Genomic DNA, 15,767 nt, shown 5'->3' on the forward strand with positions numbered 1-15,767 from the left:
ATCAGGTTGTGGCAGCGGCCCGGTCCGGTGCGGCGAGCCGGGTACGGTATGCCCGGACAGCACACCGCCGGACCACACACAGGTGCGGTCGGGACTGACGGAGAGGGCTGGAGAAGCTTATGGAAGAGCCGCGTCGCCTCGGCGGCCGGTACGAGCTGGGGTCGGTGCTCGGCCGCGGTGGCATGGCCGAGGTGTACCTCGCGCATGACACCCGCCTGGGCCGCACCGTCGCTGTGAAGACGCTGCGGGTGGACCTCGCCCGCGATCCGTCTTTCCAGGCCCGGTTCCGCCGTGAGGCCCAGTCGGCCGCCTCGCTGAACCATCCGTCGATCGTCGCGGTGTACGACACCGGCGAGGACTATGTCGACGGGGTCTCGATCCCGTACATCGTCATGGAGTACGTCGACGGCTCCACGCTGCGTGAGTTGCTGCACTCCGGCCGCAAGCTGCTGCCCGAGCGCTCGCTGGAGATGACCATCGGCGTTCTGCAGGCGCTGGAGTACTCGCACCGCGCCGGCATCGTCCACCGTGACATCAAGCCGGCCAACGTCATGCTGACGCGCAGCGGCCAGGTCAAGGTCATGGACTTCGGCATTGCCCGCGCGATGGGCGACTCCGGTATGACGATGACGCAGACCGCGGCGGTCATCGGCACCGCGCAGTACCTCTCGCCCGAGCAGGCCAAGGGCGAGCAGGTCGACGCCCGCTCCGACCTGTACTCGACGGGCTGTCTGCTGTACGAGCTGCTGACCGTGCGGCCGCCGTTCATCGGCGATTCGCCGGTCGCGGTGGCGTATCAGCATGTCCGCGAGGAACCGCAGAAGCCGAGCAACTTCGATCCCGAGATCACGCCCGAGATGGACGCGATCGTCCTGAAGGCGCTGGTCAAGGACCCTGACTACCGCTATCAGTCGGCCGATGAGATGCGCGCCGACATCGAGGCGGCGCTGGAGGGTCAGCCGGTCGCCGCGACGTCGGCGATGGGGGCGGGCGGCTTCGACCAGGACCAGCCCACCACGATGCTGCGCCCGCAGGACGGGGGCGGTCCGAAGACCTCCATGCTTCCCCCGATGAACGCTGACGACGGGGGCTACGGCTACGACGAGCGTGGCGACCGCCGACGCGGCGGTGGGCAGAAGAAGAGCCACACGTCGACGGTTCTGCTGGTGCTCGCGGCCGTTCTCGTTCTGGTCGGTGCGATCTTCATCGGCCGGGCGATGTTCAGCGGCAACGGCGGCGGCAACGGCAAGCAGGACCTGCTCAGCCTCATCGGCAAGAGCATGGACGAAGCGCAGCAGAACGGGAAAAACGGCGGGTTCAAGGTGGCCCTGGGGGGACGCAAGCCCTGCACCAACACCGACAAGGGCAAGATCACCTCGCAGGAACCGAAGGCCGGCACACAGATCTCTTCGGGCGATACGGTCACGGTCACGCTGTGCACGGGGCCGGTCAAGGTGATCGTGCCTGACGTCGGAAGTCTGCAGTACACGGACGCGCGCAAGGAACTCGAAAACAAGGGCTTCCACAACATCGCACGGGAGCAGAAGACGTCCGACCGTACGCCGGGCACCGTCCTCAGCCAGGACCCCACGGCCGGGACCAAGGCGGCCAAGGACACCAAGATCACGCTGACGGTCGCGCAGGCGAGCCCGAAGGTGCCTGTCCCGAACGTCAAGGGTCAGGACTTCGCGGCAGCCAAGAAGCAGCTCGAGGACAATGGCTTCACGGTCCAAAGGACTGATCAGGAGACCCCCGACCCGAACCAGGTCGGCAAGGTGCTCCAGCAGAGCCCTGAGGGCGACACCAACGCCAAGCCGGGTTCGACCATCACGCTGACGGTCGGCAAGGCCCAGGCGCAGACGCCGGTGCCCAGCGTCGTCGGTATGCCGGTCAAGGACGCGAAGAAGGCCCTGGAACAGGCCGGCTTCAAGAACGTCCAGTTCGCTGCCGACAGCCCGCAGGACGACAACGCCCTGGTGACCAACCAGGACCCGGCGCCGAACACCCCGTCCGACCCCAGCACCACGACCGTGACGCTGACCACCCAGGGCGGCGGCGGCAACGATAACGGGGGTAACAACGGCAACGGCGGCTTCATCGGCGGCTGGCACTAGCCCCCGCAGCACGTCGTACTACGAAGCCCCGGCGGCCCTTGGAAGGGCTGCCGGGGCTTCGTAGTAGGGGAAGGGGCGCCGTAGGGGCGTCCGCGGCCCTAGCTGAGTTCCTTGGGGGGTGTGCGGTCCGCGTCGACCTTCTCCGTGCGCTCCAGCTCGCCCCAGACGACGTAGCGGTAGTTCGACGTGTAGACCGGGGTGCACGTCGTCAGGGTGATGTAGCGGCCGGCCTTGCGCTTGCCGGACTCCTTGGGGATGTTGTCGAGGACATCCACGTTGTACTTCGAGGTCTGGCTGAGGACGGCGTAGACCTTGTAGATGTACCAGGTGTCCCGGGTCTCGAAGACGATCGGGTCGCCGTCCTTGAGCTTGTCGATGTTGTGGAACTTCGCGCCGTGGCCGTCGCGGTGCGCGGCGAGCGTGAAGTTTCCCTTCTTGTCCTCGGGCAGCTTCGACTTGACCGGCTTGGTGTAGTAGCCGGCCACGCCCTCGTTGAGGATTTCCGCGCCGGTGCCCTTCATGACCAGTACTTCTCCGTTGTCCATCGCCGGGACATGGAGGAAGCCGATGCCGTCCTTGGTGTCCAGCTCTCCGGGCCCCTTGGGGCCGTTGCGCTCGGGCTTGGCCCAGTGCTGGCGCACGGCGTCGCTCTGCTTATGGGCCTCGCGGTCGGCGAGGACGTTGGTCCACCACAGCGAGTAGACGACGAACAGGCCCAGGATCAGGCCCGCCGTGATCAGCAGTTCGCCGATAACGCTGACGACGGAGGCGATGATCCGCCATCCGCGGCGCGGCTTCGGTGACGGCTCAGAGGGGTCGGTGTCCTCGTCGCGTCCGGTCACAGTCACCGCGTATACCCCTCTTACCTTCGTTCAGCCTGTGAGCGCTGCCGGTTTGCCCTTGCTCCGCGGACGCTCGTCGACCATCTTGCCCCAGACGATCATCCGAAAGGTACTGGTGAATTCCGGGGTGCAGGTCGTCAGCGTGATGTAGCGGCCGGGAGCGGTGAATCCCGAGCCGGGCGGTACGGGTCCGATCACGCTCGTGTTGCTCGGAGACGTCTGCGGGAGAATGCTCTCCATTTCGTACGTGTAGTACGCGCTCTGGGTCTCGACGATGATCTTGTCGCCCTTGGTGAGCTTGTTGATGTAGCGGAACGGCTCGCCATGGGTGTTGCGATGGGCGGCCACCGCGAAGTTGCCCTTCTTGTCCCAGGGCATCGCGGTCTTGATCCCGCTGCTCTTGTCGTAGTGGCCGACCATGCCGTGGTCGAGCACATTGTGCTTGTCGATACCCTCGGCGATCGGCGCCTTCACATCGAGCTTCGGGATGTACATGATGCCGAAGCGCTCGCCGACCGCGAGATTCTTCTTTTCCCCACCGCCCTTGTCCCACTGGTGCTGGAGGGTGGTGGTGGCGCCGCCCGCTTCCTCGTCGGCCATCACATTCGTCCACCACAGCTGGTAGGTGACGAACAGCAGCATCAGCACGCCGAGGGAGATGAACACCTCGCCCACGGCGCGGCTGACGATCAGGCTGAGGCTTTCCTTGGCTGCGCGTGCGGCGCGGCGGGCCTCCAGCCGGGTGGTGGGGGCGGGGGGCGGTTCGGGGACGGAGGCGGCTTTGGCGGCCGCTGTGGCTGCGGAGGCCCCGCCGCCGTGCCGGCCGCGTCTGCCGCCCCTCTTGGCGGCCTCCTGCGCGGCTTTACGCCGGGCCGCACGGCCTCCGGGTGCCGGTGTCGCCGACGTTTCACGTGAAACATCATCGGTTTCACGGGCGGATGTTTCACGTGAAACGTCATCCCCGTCCGCGCTCTTCCTGCGGCCGCGGGGCGCAGCGGGCTCCTCTGCCTGGCGCAGCGCCATGGTCTCGTCGTCCCGCTGCGGCCCGGAGCCGGGCGGTGGGGAGGAGGGAGACGGGGAGGCGGGGGACGGGGGCTTCGATGTGGTGTACGGCTCCGGAGCCGGCTCGGCGGCCGCATAGATCTCGTGGCCGGGTCCGTAGCCGTGGCCCTGGCTCCGGGCGTATCCCTGGCTCTGGTCGGAGGCGGCCGACTCGGGCCCGAAGGTGCGCTGCCGGCGGGGTGTGCCCTCGTGGGTGGGCAGCTCGGGTGCGGGCTGTGGATCCGGCACGCCGGGCCGTTCCGTCCCGCGGTGCGGCGGGAGCCAGGGCGAGTCGGCGCTCGCGGTGCGGGGGGCCGGCCGCCCGGGTCGCTCGTACGGCGCGGGGCCGGGCTCTGGCGCCTGCGGTGCCTGGCCCGGCAGCGGGTCGTTCAGGGGGTCGCTGAGCTGCCCTACGGCCGCCTCGAACGCGTCGGGGCGGCCGTAGGGATCCTGTGGGTCGTATGGCTCCTGAGCCGCAGGGGGCTGCTCGTGCGCATAGGACTGCGCCGACTCGTACGGCTCATAGGGTCTCCCTTCACGCTCCGGGCGCAGGGGCGTCACGCGCCCGCCTTGCCGACCACCGGGGCAAGTCCCACAGAGCGCCGCAGGGCTTCTTCGTCACCGCATTCCACCAGCCAGTTGGCCAGCATCTTGTGCCCCCACTCCGTCAGCACGGATTCGGGGTGGAACTGCACGCCTTCCACCGGAAGTTCGCGGTGCCGCAGGCCCATGACGATCCGTCCGCCGGGGACGTCGTCGGCCTCCGTCCAGGAGGTGACGACCAGGTCGTCGGGAATGGTGTCGGGCTCGACGGCCAGGGAGTGGTAGCGGGTGGCCGTGAAGGGAGAGGGCAGGCCGGAGAAGACCCCGGCGCCCTCGTGGACGACGAGCGAGGTCTTGCCGTGCAGGAGCTCAGGGGCCCGGTCCACCACGCCTCCGTAGGCGACCGCCATCGATTGCATGCCCAGACAGACGCCGAACACCGGGATGCCGGTTTCCGCGCAGTGCCGGACCATGTCGACGCAGACGCCGGCCTGCTCGGGTGTGCCGGGTCCGGGCGAGAGCAGAACGCCGTCGAAGCCGTCCTGGGCATGCCGCGGCGCGACCTCGTCATTGCGCAGTACCTCGCACTCGGCGCCGAGTTGGTAGAGGTACTGGACGAGGTTGAAGACGAAGCTGTCGTAGTTGTCGACGACGAGGATCCGTGCGGTCATCGGAGTGCCGCCATCCCTTCATTGACCGTGACGTCGTTGAAGGGGAGCAGAGGCTCCGCCCACGGAAAGACGTACTGGAAGAGCACGAACACGATCGCCAGCACCAGCACCAGTGAAATCAGCGCCTTCACCCATGCGTTGCCCGGCAGATGCCGCCAGATCCAGCCGTACATGCGCTCGCTGTCCCCTTGCCGATGCCGATGACGATGTCGATTGCCCCACCAGACTAAAGGGCGAGGGCGGGCGCTGGTGGGTCAGCCGCTCAAAGCCGATGGCCTTCCCTGTTCGACGGGTTGGGTGGAATCCAGGTGTGCCCAGGCGATCAGCCGGTGGCTGTGGCCCCATTCCGGCTCGCAGGTGGTCAGCGTGAGATAGCGTCCGGGGCCGTTGAAGCCGGATTTTTCCGGTACGGGGTCGATCACCCCGATGTCGCCGGGCAGTGTGGTGTAGGGGCGGTTGTCGATGCGGTAGGTGAACCAGGTCGTGCCGTCGGTCAGCACCACGGCGTCGCCGGGACGAAGCCGCGGGAAGTCCTTGAAGGGGTCGCCGTAGGTGCGGCGGTGTCCGGCGACGGCGAAGTTGCCGACCTGGCCGAGCCGTGCGGTGCGGTCGTAGTGGCCCAGGCCGCGTCGGAGGGTGCCGGTCGCGGTGCCTTCCAGTACGGGCTTGGCCCAGTCCGCGCCGAGGCGCGGGATGTACATGACGGCGAAGGAGGCGCCCGGTGTGTAGGGGCCGGGCGGCTTGGCGCGGGTGGGCGTGGGGGCGTTGTCGTGGGAGGCGACGGGGGCGGTCGACCACCGTTCCTGGAGTTTGCCGATCTCGCCGTCCATCGCGCTGTCGGCCCGTACGCCGGTCCAGAAGAGCACATAGACGACGAAGAGCACGATGAGTGTGCCGGTGGTGACGCAGATTTCGCTGAGCGTCCGTACGATCCAGCGCACCGTCGTCCGGCTCGGCAGCGCTGTTCGGCTCCGCAGTGGCATGGGGCTCCGCCCTCCCGCCGCCCCCGCGGCGTGCGGGCTACGGCTTCACAGGCTGTGCGTAGTGGAGATCCACTGTGCCGGAGTAGCCGGCAAGAGTCACCGCCTCGTGCTGGTCGACTTTCCAGCCGAGGCCGTAGGCGTTCACGTACTGCAGATAGTTCTGGATGGCGGGGGAGGCGGTCAGCGCCCTGTTCAGTGCCGCGCGGTCGCCGACGGCGGTGATCGTGTACGGCGGGGAGTAGACACGACCCTGGAGGATCAGGGTGTTGCCGACGCAGCGCACCGCGCTGGTGGAGATCAGCCGCTGGTTCTTGACCCGGATCCCCTTGGCGCCGCCCTGCCACAGGGCGTTCACCACGGCTTGCAGGTCCTGCTGGTGGATGACGAGGTCGTTGGGCTGCGGCTCGGGAATGCCGGGGATCTTGGCGGTGGCGTTGGGCGGGGCGTCGGTGAGGGTGACGGTGACGCCGGGGCCGGTCAGCGGCTTGGTGCCGGCGTTCTTCTCCAGCGCCTTGAGCTTGGCGTCCTCGGCCTTGGAGCTGCCGTTGTCGCGCTGGGCGAGGGCGTCGACGCGTTGGCGCAGGGCGGCGTTACGGTCGTCCTGGGCACCGTTTTTGTGGCTGCGTTCCTCGATGAGGTCGGACAGTCGCAGCATGGAGTCGTCCGAGCGCAGGTTGGTGCCGCGGGCGGTGTCGAAGCTCAGCCAGAACAGCAGTCCGGCGAGCGCGAAGACCGTGAGCGTCAGAAGCCGTACCGGCCGCAGACGGGGGCGGGCGGGGCGACCTGGGGAGTCAGCGGAATTGCTCAACGTACCCTTACTCCTTACGACGCCGCGGAAGCACTACGCTAACGGACGCCGCGGCGAGGAATCGCGCCCCACCGTTTCCCCTCCCGGCACCCCTTCCGTACCGCCCCCGCGCAGGTGGGGGCACCGCCCGCTCGAGCGCCGCCCGGGGTGGGGGGAGCAGCGCATCGACAGGAGTGTTCCTCGTGCCGAAGTCACGGATCCGCAAGAAGGACGACTTCACGCCGCCGCCGGCGAAGACCACCAGTCTGAAGATGAATTCAGGCCGTGGCTGGGTCGCGCCTCTGATGCTGGCGATGTTCCTGATCGGACTCGCCTGGATCGTGCTCTTCTACGTCTCCGAGGGTGACCTTCCGGTCAAGGCCCTGGGGAACTGGAACATCGTGTGCGGCTTCGGCTTCATCGCGGTGGGCTTCGGCGTCTCCACTCAGTGGAAGTAGCGCGCATCCGGCCTTGGCAAGTCCTGCCCAAGGCCATCCACACGGTTATCCACAGCCGGGGAAAACTTCAGAAGATCTGTGGATAACCCTCGGGCGGTTGACGCCGGTGTGACCGGCGTCGACCACCTCCCGACACCCGCGTCCCCGTGTCCCGACTGGGGAAACGCAGGTCAGCGCCGCAACGAATGGGTGTTCCCCACAGCTTGCACAAGATCCACCACGCACTGTGGACAACTTGGCGCCGGGAGTCCCCGAAAGCTGTGCGACCCGCTCAGCCGACCAGCTGGAGGGTCCGTACCCACACCACGGCGACGATGGCCAGCAGCGCCACCACACAGGTCGCGGTGTGCACCAGATTCCGGCGCTCGCGCGGCGCGTGCACCATCCCGTACGCCACCGCGGCGCCCACCACCAGGCCGCCGATGTGCGCCTGCCAGGAGATGTTCGGCCAGGCGAAGGTGAAGACCAGGTTGAGGCCGAGCAGGATCAGTACCGGCTTCATGTCGTAGTTCAGCCGGCGCATCAGGACGGCGGTGGCGCCCAGCAGCCCGAAGATCGCGCCGGAGGCGCCGAGGGAGGCCGCGTCCGGCGGGGCGAGCAGATACGACAGGGCGCTGCCGCCGAGGCCGGCGAGCATGTACAGGACGATGAACCGGAGCCGGCCCAGCGCCGCCTCCAGCGGCGGGCCCAGCCACCAGAGCGAGAGCATGTTGAAGGCGATGTGCGGGATCTCCTGGTGCAGGAACATCGCGGTCACCAGGCGGTACCACTCGCCTTCCGCGACACCTTGGGGAAGGTATCCGGGAGGGGTGCGGCCGAGCATGACCAGATCGCCCAGCAGCCGGTTGCCGTCCGTCTTGGACGCGATGTAGACCGCGATGAATACCGCGAGGTTGATGCCCATCAGGATCAACGTGATCAGCCGCGGATTGGCGGCGATGGTGCCGCCCGCGATGGTGCGCGGCGCCGTCGCGGACGCCGAGTGGCCGGTGCCGCTGCCGCCGCGTACACAGTCCGGGCAGTGGAAACCGACCGAGGCGCTGATCATGCAGTCCGGACAGATCGGCTTGTTGCAGCGGGTGCAGTGGATGCCGGTCGTACGGTCCGGATGGCGGTAGCACGCCGACAGGCCGTCGCCGCCGTGGGCGTCCTTCGGCTCCTGCGGGCTGCCTGGCACCTGGTCCATCGGTCCCCTCGTCCTTCGTCTCCGTCTGGGGAGCGTCCACACACCGCCCGTCACCCGGCGCCACCAGCCCCTGAACATGCTTCGCGGCCCGTCCGCCCGTCGCCCGGCCACCGCCCGCAACGAGCTTCGCGCCCCGCCTTATGTCTACGACCGGGCGGGGCGCAATGGTTCCCCGAGCGGGACGCTACCGGTCCGGCGTCGGGCCGCGGGACCCGCTCAGCGGGTCTCGATGACGACCGTCTCGATGACGACGTCCTGCAGCGGACGGTCGGTCCGCGGGTTGGTCTGGGTGTTGCCGATGGCGTCCACGACCTTCTTGCTGGCGTCGTTGGTGACCTCACCGAAGATGGTGTGCTTGCCGGTCAGCCACGCGGTCGGCGCGACGGTGATGAAGAACTGCGAGCCGTTGGTGCCCGGACCGGCGTTCGCCATGGCGAGCAGGTAGGGCTTGTTGAAGGCCAGGTCGGGGTGGAACTCGTCGGCGAACTGGTAGCCCGGACCGCCGGTGCCGTCGCCGAGCGGGTCGCCGCCCTGGAGCATGAAACCGCTGATCACACGGTGGAAGACCGTGCCGTCATACAGCTTGTCCGTGGACTTCTTGCCGGTCGCGGGGTGCGTCCACTCCCGCTCGCCGCCGGCGAGCTCGACGAAGTTCTTGACCGTCTTGGGGGCGTGGTTCGGCAGCAGCCGGATCTCGATGTCGCCCTGGTTGGTCTTCAGGGTGGCGTAGAGCTGTTCAGCCACGATCTACCTTCCATCAGTCTTCACTGGCGGTTACCGATCCTCGCACGGACCGGACCGCCCGTCCCGCGACTGCCACCCTCTGACGCCCTCGTACTGACTTCTCGCGGTTACTCCGGGTTTCACTCGGTACGTCGGGCCACCGGAACCGGGCGCGCCGGGCGGCAAACCGTGGCATTGTCGTCACAAGGCTCCGGAAGGTCCCCAATGACCCGGATGCCCGCTCGCACATGCCGTACGACATCTGAGCGGGCATGATCTTGAACCGGGTGGACAGGCGACACAGCAGACATGGGGGACCACCCCCACAGCCCCGGACACGCCACCGAGGAGGAGGATCCCGTGACCCGCAAGGACAGCGTGCGCGCCGCGACCGGTACGGCCAGGGAGAGCGTGCGGCACGCCGCGGAGGTGGTGGCTCCGTATGCCGGAACGGCCAGGGACGCCGCCGTGCACTACGCCCACGAGGCACGCACCCGCATGGGGCCCAAGGTCGTCGAAGCCGCGCACCAGGCCCGTTCGCAGTACGACGCGCATCTGCAGCCGCGCCTCGAGCACGCCCGTGACCACGCCCGTGACGCCCTGCCGCCCAAGGTTGACGCCGCGGCCTGCCGGGCCGCCGCCCGCACCCGCAAGGCCGCCCGGCAGACCGCCGAGTACACCGCGCCGCGGCTGGAGCACGCGGTGAGCACCGCACGTGCCGCCGCCGAGCCGGTACGCGACGAGGCGCTGGCCCGCGGCAGCGCCGCGCTGGCCGCGCTGCGCGGGCAGGTGACGGCCGCCGAGATCGCCAAGCTCCAGAAGAAGCACCACCGCCGCGCCTGCGCCGGCAAGGCCGCCAAGCGCCTGGCGATCCTGGGCCTCGCGGTGGGTGCCGCGGTTGCCGCCTGGAAGTGGTGGGACAAGCAGGCCAACCCGGACTGGCTGGTCGAGCCGCCGGCCCCCACCGAGGTCGGCGAGCGCGGCCGCCTCAATGCCGTGGACGGCAGCGAGGGCGCCTCCCTCGACCCCGAGGTCCAGGCCAAGCAGGCCGAGGACGAGGCCGACGAGCGCGGCGGCAACGCCACCTGACGCCACTCGGCACCCTCACGACGGGCCGTGCCCGCCTCCCCTTCAACAGGGCGGCGGGCACGGCCCGTTGGCGCTTCTGGCGGCACGGGGGCCGGCCCGAGGACCGGGGCGGCCGGCCGCGGGCCCGAGGCGCCGCCCGTAGGCCCTCACGCTCCGTCAGAACCCTGCGTCCAGGCAGGTGAAACACGCGCCTTCAGGGCCGTCAAACGTGCCGAAAAGCATATTGGCCGGTTACCTCGTCCCTGCCCACCGGTCGTGGCGTGCATCGCGTCCGCGACCGCTCCGGAGCACAGCGGAGGAGTACCGTCATGTCGTCGCACGTCGCCAAACGGTCCGTCGAAGCGATCCTGTCCATGCTGATCGTGCTGCTGAGCACCCCCGGCCTCGCCGGCCAGGCCGTCGCGGCCGCGCCGCCAACGGCTCCAGAGGACACCAACTGGGAGCGCATCGCCCACTGCGAGAGCAGCGGCCGCTGGCACATCAACACCGGCAACGGCTACCACGGCGGCCTCCAGATCGACGGCACCACCTGGCAGGAATTCGGCGGCCGGCGCTACGCGCCCCGCGCCGACCTCGCCTCCCGGTCGGAGCAGATCGCGGTCGGCGAGCGCATCGCCGAGGAGCGTGGCCTGGCCCCGTGGCCGAACTGCGGGCGCTTCGGCCTCTTCGACTCCGACGACTCGGCCACCGGCTACGAGAAGGCCGTCACCCCCCACCGGCACTCGTCGGCGACACACCACTCACGTAAGACGCACCAGACACATCAGTCTCACCGGACCCATCGGTCCCCTTCGGCCACCCAGGCCCCGACGCACCAGCGCAGCCACAAGGCCTCCGGCTCCCATGCCCGCAGCGCCTATGTCGTACAGCGGGGCGACTGCCTCTCGGTCATCGCGAACAGTCAGCAGATTCACGGCGGCGCCCAGGCCCTGTACGACCTGAACAAGCAGACGCTCGACGAGGGCCCGGACCACATCTACCCGGGGCAGCAGCTGCTTCTGCATCAGTGATCGGCACCGGTGATCTGCACCGGTGACCTGCATCCGTGACCTGCATTGGTGACCTGGACCGGTTACCGGAGGCGGCAGCCCCGGTAACCGGCCGGCACCTCGCAGCACCTGGCTTTCTCTCAACCCCTCAGCCTCCCCGGCGCATCAGAATTCCCCCTGCCCCGTGATTCCACCGGCCGCCCACCGTGCCGACCTCGCTCCCCCAAGGCCGAGTCGGCCTGATCCCCGACCGTCCCTCCTGGTCAACGGCGCTCATTGGACTTTCTGCTGAGGGAATTCAGCGTCCATGGTTGAGAAAGCGCATTGCCCGTAGGGGTGTTGAGGGATTGGATTGCCGAGATCAAGACGGCGGAATCACTCCCCGGCGTCGAAAAGGGGGGGGCGATATGGGGTCGCATTGCGACGTCGACCTGGCTGAACACCGGCAGGCCCGACTGTCGCCGGGAGCCCGGCTCCCCCTGGCGGCCACCGTTGCGCTGAACCGGCCCTGACCTGGTGACCCGGTGGCCTGGGCGGCCGGACTCCGCTGCCCCGCCCCGTCACGGCGCAACGCACCCCACACGGCTTCCGGTGATGAATCCGGTACAGAAGGAAGCGCATGACATCCCTGCTCAACGGCTGCACGCCCTGGCCCGAGGAGTTCGTCGACCGCTACTGGGCGGCCGGGCACTGGCGTGGCAATACGCTGGACAACCTGCTGCGTGACTGGGCCCTGCAGTACGGACCGCGGACCGCGCTCGTGCACGGCGACACCCGCATCACGTACGCGAACCTGAACCGGCGCGTGGACCGCACGGCCGCCGGATTCCGGCTGCGCGGCCTCCGGCCCGGCCAACGGGTCGTCGTCCAGCTGCCGAACGTTCCCGAGTTCGTCATCACCGCATTCGCGCTGATGCGCATCGGCGCGCTGCCCGTGTTCTGCCCGGTCTCGGACCGCACGTCCGAAGTGTCACGCCTTGTGCAGGTCACCGAGGCCGTCGGCTATGTCGGTCCCTCGACGTACCGGGGCTTCGACCACAAGGCGATGGCCGCGGACATCGCGCGCCAAGGGCCTTTCCTACGACGTGTGTTCACCTTTGAGCCGCCGGGCACCTCCTCCCCGTACGGCGGCCTGACGACCGACATATCCGGCTGCCACTACTTCCCGCTGGGCTCCGTCGACGCCCCGCCGGCGCCGACACGGGCGCAGAGCGCCGGCCAGGTGGCGTTCTTCCTGCTCTCCGGCGGCACCGCCGCGGCGCCCCAGATCGTTCCGCGCACCCACAACGACTACGCCTACCAGGCGCGGGCCGCCGCCGAGCTGGTGTCGCTCACCGAGAACGACGTGTACCTCGCCGCACTGCCGGCCGGGTTCACCTTCACCTTCGGCTGCCCCGGCATCGTCGGCACCCTGTCCGCAGGCGGCACCGTCGTCCTGGCGCAGGACCTGGAACCCGCCGAATGCCTTGCGCTCATCGAACGAGAGCGGGTCACCCTCACATCGGTGGTGCCCGAGGCCGCGCAGCTCTGGCTCGACGTACTTCCCACGGTCCAGGCCGACTTGAGCAGCCTGCGTCTCGTGCAGATCGGCGGCGCGCCCTTGCCGCGGTCGACCGCCGAACGGATAGGCCCCGAATGGGGCTGCCGCCTGCAGCAGGTCTTCGCCATGGCCGAGGGGCCGCTCACGCTCACCCGGCCCACCGATCCGGACGAGACCGTGCTCACCACGCAGGGCCGCCCGCTCTCGCCCGACGATGAGATCCGCATCGTCGACGCCGACGGCAAGGACGTGCCCGACGGGGAGCCCGGCGAACTCCTCGCCCGCGGCCCGTACACCCTGCGCGGCTACTACCGGGCGCCCGACCACAACGCACGCTCCTTCACCACCGACGGCTACTTCCGCACCGGCGGCCTCGCGCGGCGCACCCCGGACGGCAACCTGGTGGTGACCGGCCGCCTCTAGGACTCCGGCCTCCGCGGCCTCGGCTCACTGCGTCTGCGGCTGCGTCTGACGCGGCTCGTCACGGCCTGCCTGCCCGCTGTGACCAGGCAGGTCGTGATGATCCGGGGCGGCCGTCGCGATCAGCGCATCGGACAGGCGGCAAGCACATCCCGCGGACACGCACGGGAAATCGGGACAAAAGAACCCCCCTGACTGCGTTTCCGCAGGTCAGAGGGGTATCTAGAAGTGGAGCCTAGGAGAGTCGAACTCCTGACATCTGCCATGCAAAGACAGCGCTCTACCAACTGAGCTAAGGCCCCTTCGCGGACCAGGGTACCTGGTCCCCAACCGGTTTCCCGACCGGGTATCGCCGCACCCCGCCACTCTCCGTAGGATGCTTCGCGAGATTCGCGGCAGCGAAGCGGGACCGGGGAGACAGGGGAGACGTATGGACGCAGCACAGCAGGAAGCCACCGCGCGGGCTCGGGAGCTGCAGCGCAGTTGGTACGGGGAGCCTCTGGGTGCGCTGTTCCGCCGTCTCATCGATGATCTCGGCCTCAACCAGGCCCGGCTCGCCGCCGTACTCGGTCTGTCCGCCCCGATGCTGTCGCAGCTGATGAGCGGGCAGCGCGCGAAGATAGGCAACCCGGCGGTGGTCCAGCGCGTCCAGGCGTTGCAGGAATTGGCCGGACAGGTGGCGGACGGCAGCGTCAGCGCCGCCGAGGCCACCGACCGGATGGACGAGATCAAGAAGACGGCCGGCGGTTCGGTGCTCAACAACACCACGCAGCAGACGTCGTCGACGGGGGCCACGACCGTACGGCGCGTGGTGCGCGAGATCCAGTCGCTGCTGCGCTCGGTCTCCGACGCGGGCGACATCATCGATGCGGCGAACACCCTCGCCCCCACTCACCCCGAACTGGCAGAGTTCCTCAGGGTCTACGGTGCCGGCCGCACCGCGGACGCGGTGGCGCACTATGAGGCGCACCAGAGCTAGCCACAGCGGAGCTTGCGGAGTTCGGGAGCGGACGGGGCGTCATGGGTGAGATCTTCGCCGGTCGGTACGAGTTGGTCGACCCGATCGGTCGAGGCGGTGTGGGTGCCGTCTGGCGCGCCTGGGACCAGCGAAGGCGCCGCTATGTCGCGGCCAAGGTCCTGCAACAGAGCGATGCGCACACCCTGCTGCGGTTCGTGAGGGAACAGGCGCTGCGGATCGACCATCCGCATGTGCTGGCCCCGGCGAGCTGGGCCGCGGACGACGACAAGGTGCTGTTCACCATGGATCTGGTGAACGGCGGCTCGCTGGCGCATCTGATCGGCGACTACGGTCCGCTGCCGCCGCGGTTCGTGTGCACGCTGCTGGACCAGCTGCTGGCCGGGTTGACCGCGGTGCATGCGGAGGGGGTGGTGCACCGGGACATCAAGCCCGCGAACATCCTGCTGGAGGCCACCGGCACGGGCCGTCCGCATCTGCGGCTGAGCGACTTCGGCATCGCGATGCGCAAGGGTGAGCCGCGGCTCACCGAGACCAACTATGTGGTGGGCACGCCCGGTTACTTCGCGCCCGAGCAGATGCTGGGCTCCGAGCCGGACTTCCCGGCCGACTTGTTCGCGGTCGGTCTGGTGGCGCTCTATCTGATCACCGGCACCAAGCCGGACTCCGAGGCGCTGATCCGGCACTTCGCCGAGCGCGGCATCCCCAACGCCCCTGAGGGCGTGCCGGAACCGCTGTGGCAGGTGCTGGCCGGTCTGGTGCACCCGGACCCGGAGTCGCGGTTCAAGACGGCCACGGGGGCGCGCAAGGCGGTCCTGTCGGCGGCCGAGCTGCTGCCGGAGACGACGATCGAGGACGAGGTCGTCGAGGTCTTCGACCACATCGGGCCGCTGCCGGGAGGGTTCGGGCCGGCCGGTCCCCTGGCTTCCAAGGGCACGTCCGAGGACGCGGCCACCGGCCAGGGCTCACTGTCGGACACCGGGAGCTTCCAGCTCGCGCCGCCGGAGCAGAGCTTGCCGGTGCCGCCGCAGCCCAGCACCCCGCCGACCCCGACGCCCCTGCCGAGCGCGCCATGGGGTGATACGCCCCCGCCCCAGGGCATGCCCGCCGCACCGGCCGCGCCGACGCCGGCCCCGGTCCGGGCGTACGAGCCGACGGCGGCCGTCCGGCCGGAGGTTGCCGCGACCCGGCCGTACACCGCGGGCCCGTATCCCGTTCCCGGTCAGCCGCCGGCCGCGGCCCTGGGACAGCAGGCACCCGCGGGCGCTCCGGTCGCCGCGCGGCCCGCTGCGGTGCCGGCACGGCGGCCGGGACCGCCCGCGAAGGTGGCGGTCCCGGTGCTGATCGTCGCGCTGCTGTGCATCGCGGTGGGCGTCTGGGCGCTGTCGGTCTCCTGACCCACCGC

At 69.3% G+C, this 15,767-nt stretch carries 15 protein-coding genes and 1 tRNA gene; 7 read left to right on the forward strand and 9 right to left on the reverse strand.

All coding sequences use genetic code 11. The features are described 5' to 3' along the window. The first annotated feature begins 119 nt into the window (after positions 1 to 119). Entirely contained in the window at positions 120 to 2,114 is a 1,995-nt protein-coding gene (pknB, locus tag AC5677_RS19390) for a Stk1 family PASTA domain-containing Ser/Thr kinase (RefSeq protein WP_497196274.1), read from the forward strand. 98 nt (positions 2,115 to 2,212) lie between these two features. On the opposite strand, the gene AC5677_RS19395 is transcribed toward pknB, so the two are convergent. From AC5677_RS19395 to AC5677_RS19420, 6 genes are all read right to left on the reverse strand, one after another. Beyond that, positions 2,213 to 2,962, reverse strand: coding sequence for a class E sortase (locus tag AC5677_RS19395; RefSeq protein WP_497196275.1), 750 nt, complete (start codon positions 2,960 to 2,962; stop codon positions 2,213 to 2,215). 24 nt (positions 2,963 to 2,986) lie between these two features. Further along, the gene (locus AC5677_RS19400) at positions 2,987 to 4,558 is read right to left on the reverse strand and encodes a class E sortase (RefSeq protein WP_497196276.1); all 1,572 of its coding nucleotides are present in this window, start codon (positions 4,556 to 4,558) and stop codon (positions 2,987 to 2,989) included. Then, positions 4,555 to 5,211, reverse strand: coding sequence for an aminodeoxychorismate/anthranilate synthase component II (locus tag AC5677_RS19405; RefSeq protein ID WP_497196277.1), 657 nt, complete (start codon positions 5,209 to 5,211; stop codon positions 4,555 to 4,557). Before AC5677_RS19405 ends, AC5677_RS19400 begins: the two co-directional genes overlap by 4 nt. Further along, a complete protein-coding gene (locus tag AC5677_RS19410) occupies positions 5,208 to 5,384 on the reverse strand; it encodes a hypothetical protein (protein WP_403499871.1) in 177 nt (58 codons plus the stop codon). The genes AC5677_RS19405 and AC5677_RS19410 overlap by 4 nt, the downstream gene beginning before the upstream one ends. A gap of 81 nt (positions 5,385 to 5,465) precedes the next feature. Beyond that, positions 5,466 to 6,194 carry a class E sortase gene (locus AC5677_RS19415; RefSeq protein ID WP_497196278.1) on the reverse strand — a complete coding sequence of 243 codons (729 nt, stop codon included), beginning with the start codon at positions 6,192 to 6,194 and terminating at the stop codon, positions 5,466 to 5,468. Positions 6,195 to 6,231: 37 nt separating this feature from the next. Continuing rightward, entirely contained in the window at positions 6,232 to 7,002 is a 771-nt protein-coding gene (locus AC5677_RS19420; RefSeq protein ID WP_497196279.1) for a DUF881 domain-containing protein, read from the reverse strand. 182 nt (positions 7,003 to 7,184) lie between these two features. Here AC5677_RS19420 and crgA point away from each other — a divergent pair, with 182 nt between their 5' ends. Beyond that, positions 7,185 to 7,439: a cell division protein CrgA gene (gene crgA, locus AC5677_RS19425; RefSeq protein WP_497196280.1), complete on the forward strand. Its 255-nt coding sequence runs from the start codon at positions 7,185 to 7,187 to the stop codon at positions 7,437 to 7,439. A gap of 271 nt (positions 7,440 to 7,710) precedes the next feature. Here crgA and AC5677_RS19430 read toward each other — a convergent pair whose 3' ends face one another. Then, entirely contained in the window at positions 7,711 to 8,625 is a 915-nt protein-coding gene (locus tag AC5677_RS19430) for a rhomboid family intramembrane serine protease (RefSeq protein ID WP_497196281.1), read from the reverse strand. Positions 8,626 to 8,841: 216 nt separating this feature from the next. Beyond that, complete coding sequence (locus AC5677_RS19435; RefSeq protein ID WP_497196282.1) at positions 8,842 to 9,369, reverse strand: peptidylprolyl isomerase; 528 nt, start codon at positions 9,367 to 9,369, stop codon at positions 8,842 to 8,844. Between the two features lie 339 nt (positions 9,370 to 9,708). On the opposite strand from AC5677_RS19435, the gene AC5677_RS19440 reads away from it, so the two are divergent. The 3 genes from AC5677_RS19440 to AC5677_RS19450 all read left to right on the forward strand — a co-directional run bounded on the left by AC5677_RS19440 (position 9,709) and on the right by AC5677_RS19450 (position 13,389). After that, positions 9,709 to 10,437: a DUF5324 family protein gene (locus AC5677_RS19440; RefSeq protein WP_497196684.1), complete on the forward strand. Its 729-nt coding sequence runs from the start codon at positions 9,709 to 9,711 to the stop codon at positions 10,435 to 10,437. A 308-nt stretch (positions 10,438 to 10,745) separates the two neighbouring features. Beyond that, positions 10,746 to 11,447, forward strand: a complete 702-nt coding sequence (locus AC5677_RS19445; RefSeq protein ID WP_497196283.1) for a transglycosylase family protein — start codon at positions 10,746 to 10,748, stop codon at positions 11,445 to 11,447. A 598-nt stretch (positions 11,448 to 12,045) separates the two neighbouring features. Continuing rightward, complete coding sequence (locus tag AC5677_RS19450; protein ID WP_497196284.1) at positions 12,046 to 13,389, forward strand: (2,3-dihydroxybenzoyl)adenylate synthase; 1,344 nt, start codon at positions 12,046 to 12,048, stop codon at positions 13,387 to 13,389. A gap of 226 nt (positions 13,390 to 13,615) precedes the next feature. Here the strand turns inward: AC5677_RS19450 and AC5677_RS19455 are convergent. Next, positions 13,616 to 13,688 (reverse strand) — tRNA-Ala (locus tag AC5677_RS19455). 128 nt (positions 13,689 to 13,816) lie between these two features. Between AC5677_RS19455 and AC5677_RS19460 the strand changes: the two genes are divergently transcribed. Continuing rightward, a complete protein-coding gene (locus AC5677_RS19460) occupies positions 13,817 to 14,365 on the forward strand; it encodes a helix-turn-helix domain-containing protein (protein ID WP_497196285.1) in 549 nt (182 codons plus the stop codon). A 41-nt stretch (positions 14,366 to 14,406) separates the two neighbouring features. After that, a complete protein-coding gene (locus tag AC5677_RS19465; protein WP_497196286.1) occupies positions 14,407 to 15,759 on the forward strand; it encodes a serine/threonine-protein kinase in 1,353 nt (450 codons plus the stop codon). Positions 15,760 to 15,767 lie beyond the last annotated feature (8 nt).

It is taken from the genome of Streptomyces sp. JLSY215 (assembly GCF_059682825.1).

What these genes read in the sequence shown, in the direction of transcription:
- pknB (WP_497196274.1), top strand. Translation starts at nt 120, where the DNA reads ATGGAAGAGCCGCGTCGCCTCGGCGGCCGGTACGAGCTGGGGTCGGTG.
- AC5677_RS19405 (WP_497196277.1), bottom strand. Translation starts at nt 5,211, where the DNA reads ATGACCGCACGGATCCTCGTCGTCGACAACTACGACAGCTTCGTCTTC.
- AC5677_RS19410 (WP_403499871.1), bottom strand. Translation starts at nt 5,384, where the DNA reads ATGTACGGCTGGATCTGGCGGCATCTGCCGGGCAACGCATGGGTGAAG.
- AC5677_RS19415 (WP_497196278.1), bottom strand. Translation starts at nt 6,194, where the DNA reads ATGCCACTGCGGAGCCGAACAGCGCTGCCGAGCCGGACGACGGTGCGC.
- AC5677_RS19430 (WP_497196281.1), bottom strand. Translation starts at nt 8,625, where the DNA reads ATGGACCAGGTGCCAGGCAGCCCGCAGGAGCCGAAGGACGCCCACGGC.
- AC5677_RS19445 (WP_497196283.1), top strand. Translation starts at nt 10,746, where the DNA reads ATGTCGTCGCACGTCGCCAAACGGTCCGTCGAAGCGATCCTGTCCATG.
- AC5677_RS19450 (WP_497196284.1), top strand. Translation starts at nt 12,046, where the DNA reads ATGACATCCCTGCTCAACGGCTGCACGCCCTGGCCCGAGGAGTTCGTC.
- AC5677_RS19460 (WP_497196285.1), top strand. Translation starts at nt 13,817, where the DNA reads ATGGACGCAGCACAGCAGGAAGCCACCGCGCGGGCTCGGGAGCTGCAG.
- AC5677_RS19465 (WP_497196286.1), top strand. Translation starts at nt 14,407, where the DNA reads ATGGGTGAGATCTTCGCCGGTCGGTACGAGTTGGTCGACCCGATCGGT.